This window comes from Bacillus solimangrovi (assembly GCF_001742425.1).
Classification (GTDB): Bacteria; Bacillota; Bacilli; order Bacillales; family Bacillaceae_N; genus Bacillus_AV; species Bacillus_AV solimangrovi.
The window spans coordinates 129591-143010 of record NZ_MJEH01000044.1; the positions used below are offsets into that span (position 1 = coordinate 129591).

Annotated in this window: 14 protein-coding genes and 2 other annotated features; all 14 genes read left to right on the plus strand. The window is 35.8% G+C overall.

Annotated features, from left to right (window positions below):
* Nucleotides 1-56 precede the first annotated feature (56 nt).
* The 14 genes from mutM to BFG57_RS14275 all read left to right on the plus strand — a co-directional run bounded on the left by mutM (nucleotide 57) and on the right by BFG57_RS14275 (nucleotide 13404).
* Nucleotides 57-881: a DNA-formamidopyrimidine glycosylase gene (mutM, locus tag BFG57_RS14210; protein WP_069718152.1), complete on the plus strand. Its 825-nt coding sequence runs from the start codon at nucleotides 57-59 to the stop codon at nucleotides 879-881.
* Between the two features lie 105 nt (nucleotides 882-986).
* Complete coding sequence (gene ytaF / locus BFG57_RS14215; RefSeq protein WP_069718153.1) at nucleotides 987-1622, plus strand: sporulation membrane protein YtaF; 636 nt, start codon at nucleotides 987-989, stop codon at nucleotides 1620-1622.
* 270 nt (nucleotides 1623-1892) lie between these two features.
* Nucleotides 1893-2501 carry a dephospho-CoA kinase gene (gene coaE / locus BFG57_RS14220; RefSeq protein WP_069718154.1) on the plus strand — a complete coding sequence of 203 codons (609 nt, stop codon included), beginning with the start codon at nucleotides 1893-1895 and terminating at the stop codon, nucleotides 2499-2501.
* Between the two features lie 286 nt (nucleotides 2502-2787).
* Entirely contained in the window at nucleotides 2788-3822 is a 1035-nt protein-coding gene (locus BFG57_RS14225; protein WP_069718155.1) for a glyceraldehyde-3-phosphate dehydrogenase, read from the plus strand.
* Between the two features lie 550 nt (nucleotides 3823-4372).
* The gene (gene speD / locus BFG57_RS14230; protein WP_069718156.1) at nucleotides 4373-4756 is read left to right on the plus strand and encodes an adenosylmethionine decarboxylase; all 384 of its coding nucleotides are present in this window, start codon (nucleotides 4373-4375) and stop codon (nucleotides 4754-4756) included.
* 214 nt (nucleotides 4757-4970) lie between these two features.
* Entirely contained in the window at nucleotides 4971-5429 is a 459-nt protein-coding gene (gene nrdR / locus BFG57_RS14235; RefSeq protein WP_069718157.1) for a transcriptional regulator NrdR, read from the plus strand.
* Nucleotides 5430-5504: 75 nt separating this feature from the next.
* The gene (locus BFG57_RS14240; RefSeq protein ID WP_069718158.1) at nucleotides 5505-6935 is read left to right on the plus strand and encodes a replication initiation and membrane attachment family protein; all 1431 of its coding nucleotides are present in this window, start codon (nucleotides 5505-5507) and stop codon (nucleotides 6933-6935) included.
* 57 nt (nucleotides 6936-6992) lie between these two features.
* Nucleotides 6993-7931, plus strand: coding sequence for a primosomal protein DnaI (dnaI, locus tag BFG57_RS14245; protein WP_069718159.1), 939 nt, complete (start codon nucleotides 6993-6995; stop codon nucleotides 7929-7931).
* 153 nt (nucleotides 7932-8084) lie between these two features.
* Nucleotides 8085-8951, plus strand: coding sequence for a sporulation protein YtxC (ytxC, locus tag BFG57_RS14250; RefSeq protein ID WP_069718160.1), 867 nt, complete (start codon nucleotides 8085-8087; stop codon nucleotides 8949-8951).
* A 45-nt stretch (nucleotides 8952-8996) separates the two neighbouring features.
* Nucleotides 8997-9218 (plus strand) — a binding site (T-box leader).
* Between the two features lie 167 nt (nucleotides 9219-9385).
* On the plus strand, nucleotides 9386-11323 hold the full coding sequence (gene thrS, locus BFG57_RS14255) for a threonine--tRNA ligase (protein ID WP_069718161.1): 1938 nt from the start codon (nucleotides 9386-9388) through the stop codon (nucleotides 11321-11323).
* Between the two features lie 250 nt (nucleotides 11324-11573).
* Nucleotides 11574-11714 (plus strand) — a sequence feature (ribosomal protein L20 leader region).
* A 171-nt stretch (nucleotides 11715-11885) separates the two neighbouring features.
* The gene (infC, locus tag BFG57_RS14260) at nucleotides 11886-12395 is read left to right on the plus strand and encodes a translation initiation factor IF-3 (RefSeq protein WP_069718162.1); all 510 of its coding nucleotides are present in this window, start codon (nucleotides 11886-11888) and stop codon (nucleotides 12393-12395) included.
* A gap of 46 nt (nucleotides 12396-12441) precedes the next feature.
* Nucleotides 12442-12642: a 50S ribosomal protein L35 gene (gene rpmI, locus BFG57_RS14265; protein ID WP_069718163.1), complete on the plus strand. Its 201-nt coding sequence runs from the start codon at nucleotides 12442-12444 to the stop codon at nucleotides 12640-12642.
* Between the two features lie 39 nt (nucleotides 12643-12681).
* Complete coding sequence (rplT, locus tag BFG57_RS14270; protein ID WP_069718164.1) at nucleotides 12682-13038, plus strand: 50S ribosomal protein L20; 357 nt, start codon at nucleotides 12682-12684, stop codon at nucleotides 13036-13038.
* Nucleotides 13039-13110: 72 nt separating this feature from the next.
* A complete protein-coding gene (locus tag BFG57_RS14275) occupies nucleotides 13111-13404 on the plus strand; it encodes a DUF1294 domain-containing protein (RefSeq protein ID WP_069718165.1) in 294 nt (97 codons plus the stop codon).
* Nucleotides 13405-13420: the final 16 nt, after the last annotated feature.

Consider the following 13420-nt stretch of genomic DNA (forward strand, 5'->3'; position numbering starts at 1 on the left):
GACATTTCATTGAGTACATGATGAATAGACTAGTGATTTTGAAAGGAAGAGAAAGCATGCCTGAACTACCAGAAGTCGAAACAGTTCGACGTACATTAATTGAACTTGTAAAAGGTAAAACAATTGAAGATGTTGAAGTTCGTTGGCCGAAAATGATAAAACACCCAGATGACGTACAACAATTTTCTGAGTATCTAAAAGGACAAACGATCCATGATGTAAAACGAAGAGGGAAATTTTTGATCTTTGTTCTAGATAATGATGTGCTCATATCACACTTGCGAATGGAGGGACGTTACGGATTATATAGGAAAGAAGATGAGGTAGATAAACATACTCATGTTTTATTTACGTTCACAGATAATAGTCAATTAAGGTATAAAGACGTACGTAAATTTGGAACGATGCACATTTTCAAAAAGGGAACTGAAGAAGATGTTGAACCACTTAACAAACTTGGACCAGAACCTTTTTCAGAACATTTTACAGTGGAACACCTTGCTCATAATTTATCTCGAACAACTCGCAAAGTGAAGACAGCATTACTTGATCAAGTAATTGTTACAGGTTTAGGAAATATCTATGTTGATGAAGCGCTATTCCGTAGCGGCGTACATCCAGAACGGTTAGGGAACTCATTGATTCAACAGGAAGTTAGTAAGCTTCATGAACAAATTGTTTCAACATTAAAAGAAGCTGTTGACAAAGGAGGCAGTACGATACGCTCTTATGTTAACACACAAGGAGAAATGGGAATGTTTCAATTAGAACTATTTGTTTATGGAAAGCAAGGTGAACCATGTTCAACTTGTGGAAAAGAAATTGAGAAAACCGTTGTTGGTGGAAGAGGAACTCATTTTTGTTCGAATTGTCAAAAATGATTTGGACATTATTTTAGAATTATAAAATCCATGTGAGGTTGTCTCGTCACCCCTAATCTCTTAGGCGCATATATTAACGTATCGCTTAAGGGAGGAGTTAATGTCATGGGGTATTTTCTTTCCTTACTTCTTCTAGCGCTAGCTGTAAGTTTGGATAGTTTTAGCGTTGGATTCACCTACGGACTTAGGAAGATGTCATTACCATTGAAGTCTATTTTCATTATTGCTTGTTGCACTATTATTACAATGCTAATTGCAATGGCGGGTGGTACATTGCTAGCTCTATGGTTATCACCTTCTGCTGCTGAACGGGTTGGTGGCATCGTGTTAATGGGGATTGGTGCTTGGGTATTGTATCAATTTTTTCGACCTGAGCGAGAAAACGAACCTAATAATGAGCCGAAAGTACTGTTAAAATTTGAGATTAAATCAATTGGATTAGTCATTCAGATTTTACGAAATTCGATGGTAGCGGATATTGATGGGTCAGGTACAATTACGGGAATTGAAGCTTTTTTACTTGGATTTGCATTATCGCTCGATGCTTTTGGAGCAGGGATTGGTGCGGCACTGATTGGTTATTCTCCAATAATGATGGCACTGTTAACAGCTTTAATGAGCTCAATATTTGTAACAGCAGGACTAAAGTGTGGCAAGTTGTTTGCGAATGTTGCTTGGATGCAACGTTTCTCATTTGTGCCAGGCATTTTACTTATCATTTTAGGTATGTGGAAAATATAAACCGAATTTCTAGTCAGTGGGGTCTACTGTTCCCCACTGATAGTTGTTTAAATGAATTAAGAAATCCTCTTATCTTGAAGGCTATTAGGTTGGTCTGAAGGTATTGTGATCTTCTATACTTTGAAGTATCAGTTATTAAGCCAGAAGATAGGTGACTATTTGAACGAGTGTTTTCGTTTTACATAATGACAAATGTTTAATTCTTTTCTCACTTATAGTTGTTAATGTTATTGTAAAGAGGTCGGGTAAACTTTTTTAGGGGGAATTGTTTTGACAGTAATTATAGGGTTAACAGGTGGAATTGCAAGTGGGAAAAGTACAGTATCTAATATGTTTAGGCAATTAAATATTCCAGTAATTGATGCAGACGTGGCCGCTCGAAAAGTTGTTGAAGTAGGACAGTCAGCGTATACCCAAATAGTAAAGACCTTTGGAGAAGAAGTTTTACAGGAAGACCGTACGATTAATAGAGAAAAGTTAGGTTCAATTATTTTTCACAATCAAGGTGCACGCGAGCAATTGAATCAAATAGTGCATCCTGCTGTTCGATCATTAATGAATGATCAAAAAGATACATACATAAAAGCTGGTGAAAAAGTCGTTGTAATGGATATTCCACTGCTGTTTGAAAGCAAGCTTACTTATCTTGTTGATAAAACAATTGTTGTTTATGTAAGTACAGAAGTTCAACTTGAACGACTAATGAAACGAAATCAACTGTCTAGAGAAGAAGCACAAGCACGAATTAATTCACAGCTATCTCTTGAAGAAAAAAAGATTATGGCTGATAAGTTTCTTGATAATAATGGTACATCTCTGGAAACGAATGAACAGTTACTTCAAATATTAAAACAATGGGGTATATGTAAGAATAGTTAATCCTTAAGGTTTTTACTTGAGCATTCAAGTGAAAACCTTATTTTATTGTAATTAAAATTGATATTAGTTCATAGAACATGAACAAGGTTTCCTTAATAATAAGTGGCCAGAAATTGAATATGGAGTGAAGAGGTTATAAGCGGAAAACATATTTAAATTTTTTGAATATTATAATTAATATATATAGCAAAAAAGTGTTAAAAAAACCCCCTAAATTAAATATTATATGTTATACTACTTTTCATAAAGAGGATTTAAAGTATAACATATTTGGAAGGAGATTATCATGAAGGCAAAAGTAGCGATTAATAGTTTTGGTCGTATCGGGAGAATGTTTTTCCGTAATGCGATTCATGATGACACATTAGAAATTGTAGCGGTGAATGCAAGTTACCCTGCGGATACATTAGCTCACATGTTGAAATATGATAGCGTACACGGTATCTTCCCTAGTGAAGTAAAAGCAGAGGAAGACGCACTTATTGTAGATGGGAAGCGTGTACAGCTTTTAAATAACCGTGATCCGAAAGCGCTACCATGGAAAGAACTGGGTGTAGATATCGTAATTGAAGCAACAGGTAAGTTTAATTCTAAAGAAAAAGCAAGTGCTCATATTGAAGCTGGTGCTAAGAAAGTTATCATTACTGCTCCTGCTAAAAATGAGGATATAACAATTGTAATGGGTGTCAATGATGAGCAGTATGTTCATGAAGAACACCATGTCATTTCAAATGCATCTTGTACAACAAACTGCCTTGCTCCAGTAGCAAAAGTACTAAATGAACAATTTGGAATTGAAAACGGTTTAATGACAACTGTACATGCTTATACAAATGATCAAAAAAATGTTGATAATCCTCATAAAAAAGATTTGCGTCGTGCGCGAGCTTGTGGACAATCTATAATTCCTACTAGCACTGGTGCAGCAAAAGCATTATCAATTGTTATGCCAGAGTTGAAAGGGAAATTACATGGAATGTCACTTCGTGTTCCGACGCCAAATGTATCACTTGTTGATCTTGTTGTAGATTTAAAACGCGAAGTAACAGTGGAGGAAGTGAATGAGGCGTTCCGTACTGCTGCTGAAGGTCGAATGAAGAATATAATTGGAATTACAGATGAACCATTAGTATCAATTGATTTTACTAGCAATAAGTTATCTTCTATTGTTGATGCACTCTCCACTATGGTTATTGGAGAGAAGAAGGTTAAAGTGTTAGCATGGTATGATAATGAGTGGGGGTATTCTAGTCGTGTTGTAGATTTAGCTAAGCATGTGGCAAGTAGTATTATTAAGGATGCACAAGTTCAAGTATCTTAACAAAATAAAATAACCGATGTATTGGATGAATCCTTACATCGGTTATTTTTTATAATAGCAAAACTTTTGCAGGAGTTTTAAGAAATACCGGAGATTTTTTACATTATGTAACTAACTGACAGTGGAGTATGTAGGAATACTCCCATTGTTAGAATGATCCCTAATTTTTATTAAGTGACCTCATATATTGGAATGCCTATTCTGATCGTTGTATCAAAATTAGCTATACATACGCTTATGTTATATTCTGATTTGTGAACTAGGAATAGAACACGGTTGTAAGGAGAGAGTAACAACGTAAGCGTGGAGAGTGAAAATAGAAATGAAAAGAAAAAAATCACTTTCCTATCTTGCATTTCATATGTAAACGAAGTATACTATTTTTCGTGAAACTTTTTAGAAAAAGAAAAGGTTTATTTTGTTCTTTTCTTGACGGAAGATGATGCACCTACTTAAAGGGTTAGGACCTCTTTGGACTAACTTTCCCCCGTGGTAGTTTGTATTAAAACTTCTGTATATTTAAATTATAATAAAAGGGGGACGTTAGACTATGGAAACTATGGGTCGACACGTTATTGCTGAATTGTGGGATTGTAACACTGATAAATTAAACGATATGGATTTAATTGAACGAATTTTTGTAGATGCAGCACTTAAAGCTGGTGCAGAAGTACGAGAAGTAGCTTTTCATAAGTTTGCGCCACATGGAGTAAGTGGTGTTGTCATCATTTCTGAATCGCATTTAACTATTCACAGTTTTCCTGAACATGGTTATGCGAGCATAGATGTTTATACTTGCGGAGATCGCATTGATCCGAATGTTGCTGCAGAGTATATTGCAGAAGCATTAGAAGCTAAAACAAATGAAAATATTGAAGTTCCACGCGGAATGGGACCTGTACAAGTTGAAAAACGTGGTGTCAACGTACTTTAAAAGATAATAACTTGAAAAAGAGATGTGGATGTCCACATCTCTTTTTTTACAAGTTAAAGGAAAATAGTAAAACAAAAAAGGTAGATTAAGAAAAAACTGCACTGGTGAAAGTTTCACTTTATTGTAGTTTATTGATAAAATAATGAAAAACCTTGTGTCATTTCGACGTTTTTTATAAGATTATGTTAAATGGATAAGGGTTGGAGATGGTATAATGCGTTGTCCAAATTGTCACCATCATGGAACGAGAGTGCTTGATTCCCGACCAATAGATGATGGAAGAGCAATTAAAAGAAGACGAGAATGTGAAGAATGCCACTACCGTTTTACAACATTTGAGAAAGTGGAAGAGATGCCACTAATTGTTGTGAAAAAGGAAGGTATACGTGAAGAATTTAGCCGTGAGAAGATTTTACGTGGATTAATTAAAGCATGTGAGAAACGCCCAGTCCCATTACAAAGTTTAGAGGATTTGGTACAGGACATTGAGCGTAATCTTAGAAATCAAGGTATATCAGAAGTACAAAGTGAGGCTATTGGGGAAATGATCATGGATCGACTTGCAGACATAGATGAGGTCGCATATGTTCGATTTGCCTCCGTGTATCGTCAATTTAAAGATATAAATGTTTTTATTGAAGAGTTAAAAGACTTAATTAAACGAGGAGAATAAGGGGCTTATTTAAAGCCTCTTTTTCAGTTATATCTCTCATTTTACACGATAATAGAAAAAGGAAGGGGTGGGGGAATGACACATCACTGGAAGGAAGTATTATCTGTTGATCGTTACATAGTGCAAAAGAACGGTTTACTACACGCATTCGATCAAAAGGTTATTACGATGTTATATCAGCCTTTGATTGGTGCTTTAGCAACAAGTTTATATATAACATTGTGGACAGAGGCTGAGAATCTCAGTAGTACAAATGATAGTTCTAGTCATCATCGCCTAATGAGTATTATGCAATCAAATTTGTCATCTATTTATGAAGAACGTCTCAAATTAGAGGGGATTGGATTATTAAAGACATTTGTGAGAAAAGAGGATGACGATGTACGAACGTTTCTTTATCAATTACAGCCACCGTTGACACCTTCCCAATTTTTCTATGATGGCATATTAAATGTATATCTTTATAACCGTGTTGGAAAGCAAGTGTTTCAACAATTAAAAAATCATTTTTCTATTCATCAAAGTGTACAAGCTGATTTTAATGAGGTAACACGAAGCTTTCATCAAACATTTACGACAATATCACCATCTGAGCTTACGGCGAAGGGTGAAGAGATGCAAGATTACTTAAGAATTGAAGATGGGAAGACATTTGTTGGGCGTGAAAAAGTTAACTCCATTGATATAGCAAAATCAACATTCGATTTTGATTTATTATATAGTGGCTTATCAGAATCAATTATTTCCAAAGAGAGCCTCTCAGATAAAGTGAAAGATGTTATCGTAAAGTTAGCTTTTGTCTATCAAATTGGTGCGATTGAGATGAAAAATCTCGTTCTACAAGCATTAAATCCGTCAACAGATGAAATAGAAATTGAAACGCTACGCAAAGCTGCTCGCGATTGGTATCAATATGAACATCGCGGAGAAATGCCTGCCTTAAGTGAACGGAAGCAACCATTATTACTTCAAACTATGAATGATAAAGAACCGGCAACACAGGAAGAACGTTTAGTTTCACATCTAGAAACAGTTTCACCATATGAAATGTTATTAGAGCTGTCTAATGGTGCAGAACCCTCTTCTCAAGATCTTCAAATTGTTGAAGAAGTTTTATTAAAACAAAAGTTAAATCCAGGTGTTATCAATGTCTTACTTCAGTATGTTATGTTAAGAAGCGATATGAAGTTATCAAAAACATATGTAATGAAGATTGCTTCACACTGGGCAAGGAAGAAGGTACAAACAGTTCCAGGGGCGATGCAAATTGCTAAAGAAGAGCATAAGAAATATCAGCAATGGGATGAGAAAAAGTCTCAACCTTCTGCTCGTAAAGTAATTCGAAGGGAAAAGTTACCTGATTGGTTCAAAAATGAAGAACAAGATGTTAAAAAGGTAGAAACTGATCATAGTAAAGATGAAGAAAAGAATCAACCTTCGAATGGTAAGTGGAAGCAACTTGAAGAAGAGATAAAGAAAAAATATAAAAAAAGAAGTAACAATTAACCCCAATTGATGAATGAAGTCTTATAGGACTATTAAATAAACATGAGGTGAGATAAGATGGAACCTATCCAACGTTCACTGCGCGGATTAAGACAACGTCCCGGTTTTAAAGAGCGGTATGAAACATTAAAACGTGAGGTTATGGAAGATCGAGATGTACAATCTTTCATCACTGAGCATGAACAGCAGTTAAATCGTGACATGATCGAACGTTCTTTAGGTAAGTTGTATGAATTTACGGAGCAAAAAAAGAATTGTAATGATTGTCCCAATGCTTCTGAATGTGTAAACATGTTAAAAGGTCATTGGCCAAAATTATTCTTAAATGGCGCACTTATTGATATACGGTATGAAACATGTGAGAAGCAACGGAACGAAGAACAGCAACGTCGTCATAAAAATCTATTGAAAAGTATGTACATGTCAAAAGAAGTGTTACAATCATCAATTGCAGAATTCAATATTGATGAGGATGATAATAGGGCTGAGGCGCTTACGGCTGCTGACCGATTTGTTCAAACATATCAGAAAGGGCATTTCCAAAAAGGATTGTATTTATATGGGAAGTTTGGTGTAGGAAAGACATATCTTCTTGGAGCAATTGCTAATGAGTTAGCTGATCGTGGAGTAGGTACTCTCATTGTGTATACACCAGAATTTTTGCGTGAATTAAAAAGCTCGCTTCAGGATGGAAGCTTGAACGAAAAGATAGAGACAGTTAAGACAGCAGAAATTTTAATGTTAGATGATATTGGGGCAGAGGCTGTTTCAAGCTGGGTACGAGATGAAATACTTGGTACGATCCTTCAGTATCGAATGATGGAGGGACTTCCTACATTTTTCACATCGAATTATAATTATGATGATTTGGAGCACCACCTATCCTATACACAACGTGGAGAAGAAGAAAAATTGAAAGCGGCACGTATCATGGAACGTATTCAATATTTAACAAGGCCAATAGCTATTACAGGTAAAAATTACCGTAAAATGTAATTGTAACAAGGTCGAATGGTTCTAAAATATAAAAGCTTATTAAAGAAAAATGTTGATCTCACTAAGAGCATCGGCATTTTTTTTTATTGTCCCCATATAAATATAAGGAGGAAGGTGAAACAGTTTTCGTTTGGTATAGGAGGGGGGCACATTGTGGTTTTAATACGGTTTCGAAATACGGAAGATGCACAAAGGCTATATGCGTTATTGGTTTGCCAAAAAGCACCCGTATGTGAAGTAGAATTAACAGAATCACCAGAAACAATGATACGCATTGAATGCTCATCACATCATAATATGCGATGTATACATACATGGTTTATACCTACTTTGACTTCTTTTATTTTGTCACATATTGAAAATCGTTGGATGAGAGAGATGATCCGAGAATTGTTTTATTTCACTTATGTTGAGGAGCAAGAGCAAATCTTATCTATTGCTAACTTAATTTTAGATGGACGAAGAGAAGATAATTTTTACAAACAGCTCCTTACACAGATGAAGCAGAGAGTTCAAGTAATTGAGGATTCATTAAAAAATTTTATTACTCCCCACATCTCTTTCTCATTTGAGTCATTTTTACATTTTCGTTTAAAAGAATATCGTGATTTACTTCTTACGACAGTAGAAATGGCAATCGATGAGTATAAGTTAGAACAGGAATATCAAACTTTTGTAGAGCAACTAAGGCATTATGTAGCTAGCACACCCCCTTTGTTCAACGAGTTACATGTTATAGAAGGTGAAGGTTATGAAGTTTTTCTATCTTCGATGGAAAGGGTAGATGATGATATTCTTCGTGTGGTGATTAATGAAGGGATGTGGGATATACAAGGGTTTGACGCAGGTTCATCAATTTTAGCACCGATCGTATCAGTTGCTCCGCAGATACTTCATTATTATACAAATAATGAAGAAAGTGGCGTAGTTCAAACATTGACTAACGTATTCCAAGAAAAAATTCGAATCTATCCTAAAGTGAAATGGGATATGAAAAAAGAATCACAAATACAATCTTGATTTTGTCGAGAAAAATGCCTATAATATCCTACATATATAAATTATTAAAAAGTAATGATGAGGATTAGAGTTATTTCTACGATTTACAGAGAGAGAAGCCTTGGCTGGGAGCTTCTTAATACGAGAAATGGACTTACTACCTCTGAACTTCAGCGGGGTTAATCTGCTGACGGTGACCATAACCGTTATCTTTAACGAAGCTATACAGGTTAGCTGTCTGTATAGAAATTTAGGGTGGAACCACGGGTATAAACACTCGTCCCTTTTCAGGGACGGGTGTTTTTTATATTTATAAGTAGTTTGTTCGAATAGAGGAGTAACATCGAAAGTGAACTGTTCTCACTAACAGTATTTCTAATGATGAAAGCATATTTTGTGCCCAACTCCGTCATTATTGAACATACGCTATTTACATTAAAGAAGGAGTGAAAGACATGTCAGAATTAATCAAAATTACGTTCCCAGATGGCGCTGTGAAGGAGTTTCCTAAGGGCACGACAACTGAAGATATTGCGGCTAGTATTAGTCCTGGTTTGAAGAAGAAATCATTTGCAGGAAAATTAAACGACCAGTTAATTGACCTACGTCGTCCAATTGAAGCTGACGGTGAAGTAGAAATTGTGACTGAAGGATCAACTGAAGCACTTGAAATCCTGCGCCACAGCTCAGCTCACTTAATGGCACAAGCAATTAAACGTTTGTACAAAGATGTTAAGCTTGGTGTCGGTCCAGTTATTGAGAATGGATTCTATTATGATATTGATACGCCAGAACATATATCTGTTGAGGACCTTCCAAAAATCGAAAAAGAAATGCAAAGAATTGTCGATGAGAATTTAGAGATTGTTCGTAAGGAAGTAAGTCGCAATGACGCTAAACATTTGTTTGAAGAAATTAATGATGAATTAAAGCTTGAACTTATTGAGGCTATCCCTGCTGATGAGCAAGTTACAATTTATGAACAAGGTGAGTTCTTTGATCTTTGTCGTGGTGTACACGTTCCGCAAACGAGTAAAATCAAAGTGTTTAAACTAATGAGTGTAGCAGGTGCTTATTGGCGTGGAAATAGTGATAATAAGATGTTGCAGCGTATTTATGGTACTGCCTTCTTCAAGAAGAGTGAATTAAATGAACACTTGAGATTATTAGAAGAAGCGAAGGAACGTGATCATCGTAAGCTTGGAAAAGAGCTAGAACTATTCACAATTTCTCAAAAGGTTGGACAAGGTTTGCCGATGTGGCTGCCAAAGGGTGCAACAATTCGCCGTTTAATTGAGCGATATATTGTTGATAAAGAAGAACGTCTTGGCTATAACCATGTGTATACACCAGTAATGGGTAGTGTTGAGTTGTATAAAACGAGTGGGCATTGGGAGCATTACCAAGATGATATGTTTCCACCAATGGAGATGGATAATGAGGACCTAGTTCTTCGCCCGATGAACTGTCCACATCATATGATGATTTATAAACATAGCTTGCATAGTTATCGTGAATTGCCAATTCGAATTGCAGAACTTGGGTTAATGCATCGTTATGAAATGTCTGGTGCTCTTTCAGGTTTACAACGTGTTAGAGGAATGACATTAAATGATGCACATATCTTCGTTCGACCAGACCAAATACAAGATGAATTTGTACGTGTTGTTAATCTTATTCAAGAAGTATACAAGGACTTCAGCTTAGATGAATATTATTTCCGTCTTTCTTATCGTGATCCTGAGGATAAAGAAAAATATTTTGATGATGATGAAATGTGGAATAAGGCGCAAGACATGCTTAAAGGTGCAATGGATGAGCTTGAGCTAGATTATGTGGAGGCAGAAGGTGAAGCGGCATTTTACGGTCCTAAGTTGGATGTAATGGTTCGTACAGCACTTGGTAAGGATGAAACATTATCAACTGTACAACTGGATTTCTTATTACCAGAGCGATTTGACCTTACGTATAAAGGTGAAGATGGAAAAGATCATCGTCCAGTCGTTATTCACCGTGGTGTTGTTTCAACGATGGAGCGTTTTGTTGCCTTCTTAATTGAAGAGTACAAAGGGGTATTCCCAACATGGCTTGCTCCTGTTCAAGCAAAAGTTATCCCTGTATCAGCTGATGTTCATCTTGACTATGCTAGAAAAGTACAAGAACAGCTTCAGCGTGAAGGGTTCCGTGTAGAAGTTGATGAACGTGATGAGAAGATTGGTTACAAAATTCGTGAAGCTCAAATGCAAAAGATTCCTTATCAATTAGTAGTCGGTGATAATGAAATTTCTGATGAAGCAGTTAACGTTCGTAAATATGGAGAGAAACAATCTGAAACAAAACCATTCAGTGAGTTTTTAGGTCAGTTAAAGGATATTGTTAATAATTATCAATAAATAAAATAACTCGTGAGGTAGCATCCTCGCGAGTTATTTTTATAGTGTAGAGTGATGAGGTTGTTAAACTATTGGGATGAAAATAGGTATTTTCTTAGTTGAACAATAAGACTAAATGTTTTCTTTTAAAAAAATTATTGCAAAGCAGGTTTTTTTCATGTATCATAAAAAACGTTGTGAAGGAATCATGCTTTCTTGACAGATGAAATATCGTATGCTATACTTTCCGAGGTAATTAAATACAATCGTTTGATGAAAGAAGAGGCACCCGCTTCTCACCTGATTGACGCACATATGCTGTTGGTAGGTTGACTACAGATGAACTTTAGCAAATGGAAATTTTGTTAAAGCGTAGTGTGGGTGCAAAATGTACCGACGCTTTTTTTGATTTAACAATTAAAAAAGTGTGTAACTAGATTATCTGAAAGAACTTTACTATTCAGTATTCGTTTAGTGCTGTATATTCTTCTAAACAGACGCATGCAACAAAATTTATGTATGATACTTATACTGTTATTGCAGTGTGAATAAACCTTGGAGGTGGCTAGTTATTAGTAAAGACATGATTTTGAATGAGTCGATTCGCGCTCGCGAAGTACGTCTCATTGGTGCTAATGGGGATCAAATTGGAGTTAAATCTCGCAATGAAGCATTAGAAATGGCACAAAACGCAAACCTTGATTTAGTAATGGTTGCGCCGACTGCTAAACCGCCGGTATGCCGTATCATGGATTACGGTAAATATCGTTATGAGCAACAAAAGAAAGATAAAGAAGCTCGTAAAAACCAGAAGATTATTAATATCAAAGAAGTACGCTTAAGCCCTGGTATTGAGGAGCATGACTTTAATACAAAGCTTCGTAATGCACGCAAATTTTTGACAAAAGGTGATAAAGTGAAAGTGAGCATTCGCTTCCGCGGTCGTGCGATTACACATAAAGACCTTGGTCAAAAAGTATTAGAGCGCTTTGCTAAAGAGTGTGAAGATATTAGCACAATCGAAACAAGGCCAAAAATGGAAGGTCGTAGCATGTTCTTAATGCTTGCACCTACAACAGAAAAAGACAAGTAATTAATCTTACTTGTCAGTCTTAGATAATGACAAGGAGGAAACCAATATGCCAAAAATGAAGACGCACAAAGGTTCACAAAAACGTTTCAAAAAAACAGGTTCTGGTAAACTTAAACGTTCACATGCTTACACAAGCCACTTGTTCGCGAACAAGTCTCAAAAGCAAAAGCGTAAACTACGCAAAGCTGGTCTTGTAAGTTCTGGTGATTACAAACGCATTCGTGAAATGCTTACTAACATGAAGTAATTAATGAATTTGGATCGAAAGATATAGGAGGGAATTTCTATGCCACGAGTAAAAGGTGGAACAGTTACGCGTCGTCGTCGTAAACGCGTATTAAAGTTAGCTAAAGGTTATTATGGTTCAAAACATGCTCTATTTAAAACTGCTAAGCAGCAGGTAATGAAGTCATTAATGTATGCTTATCGTGATCGTCGCCAAAAGAAGCGCGACTTCCGTAAGCTTTGGATTGCTCGTATTAACGCAGCAGCACGTATCAATGGTCTTTCTTACAGCCGTCTAATGTTCGGTCTTAAGCAAGCTGGTATCGATATCAATCGTAAAATGCTTGCTGACCTAGCTATTAATGACGAAAAAGCATTCGCTGAATTAGCTGAAACAGCTAAGAAAAATCTTAAGTAATAATAGAAAAGGTCATCTCGATTAGTCGAGATGACCTTTTTATTATATTATTGGTGAGAAGGATGTGAGAACATGGTGATTTACGTTTTTTTAGGTATTATTATCGCTATTAACTTTTACGCATATTTAATGGTGTATCTTGATAAGCAATATGCTAAACAAGCAAAGAGGAGAATTCCAGAAAAGAAGATCTGGCGCTTATCTCTCTTCGGTGGTGCGATGGGATCTTATGTTGCAATGAAAAAACATCGTCATAAAACGAAACATCAATCATTTATGATTGGTATGCCAATTATCATAGTATTTCATATTCTAATTGTAAGTGTATTAATTTATTATGATATTTTCAATGTTTACAACTATTAATATATTTTGACTGATA

Coding starts and splice junctions, on each gene's coding strand:
- mutM (WP_069718152.1), top strand. CDS start 57: ATGCCTGAACTACCAGAAGTCGAAACAGTTCGACGTACATTAATTGAA.
- nrdR (WP_069718157.1), top strand. CDS start 4,971: ATGCGTTGTCCAAATTGTCACCATCATGGAACGAGAGTGCTTGATTCC.
- BFG57_RS14225 (WP_069718155.1), top strand. CDS start 2,788: ATGAAGGCAAAAGTAGCGATTAATAGTTTTGGTCGTATCGGGAGAATG.
- rplT (WP_069718164.1), top strand. CDS start 12,682: ATGCCACGAGTAAAAGGTGGAACAGTTACGCGTCGTCGTCGTAAACGC.
- BFG57_RS14275 (WP_069718165.1), top strand. CDS start 13,111: ATGGTGATTTACGTTTTTTTAGGTATTATTATCGCTATTAACTTTTAC.
- dnaI (WP_069718159.1), top strand. CDS start 6,993: ATGGAACCTATCCAACGTTCACTGCGCGGATTAAGACAACGTCCCGGT.
- infC (WP_069718162.1), top strand. CDS start 11,886: ATGATTTTGAATGAGTCGATTCGCGCTCGCGAAGTACGTCTCATTGGT.
- BFG57_RS14240 (WP_069718158.1), top strand. CDS start 5,505: ATGACACATCACTGGAAGGAAGTATTATCTGTTGATCGTTACATAGTG.
- ytaF (WP_069718153.1), top strand. CDS start 987: ATGGGGTATTTTCTTTCCTTACTTCTTCTAGCGCTAGCTGTAAGTTTG.
- rpmI (WP_069718163.1), top strand. CDS start 12,442: ATGCCAAAAATGAAGACGCACAAAGGTTCACAAAAACGTTTCAAAAAA.
- thrS (WP_069718161.1), top strand. CDS start 9,386: ATGTCAGAATTAATCAAAATTACGTTCCCAGATGGCGCTGTGAAGGAG.
- speD (WP_069718156.1), top strand. CDS start 4,373: ATGGAAACTATGGGTCGACACGTTATTGCTGAATTGTGGGATTGTAAC.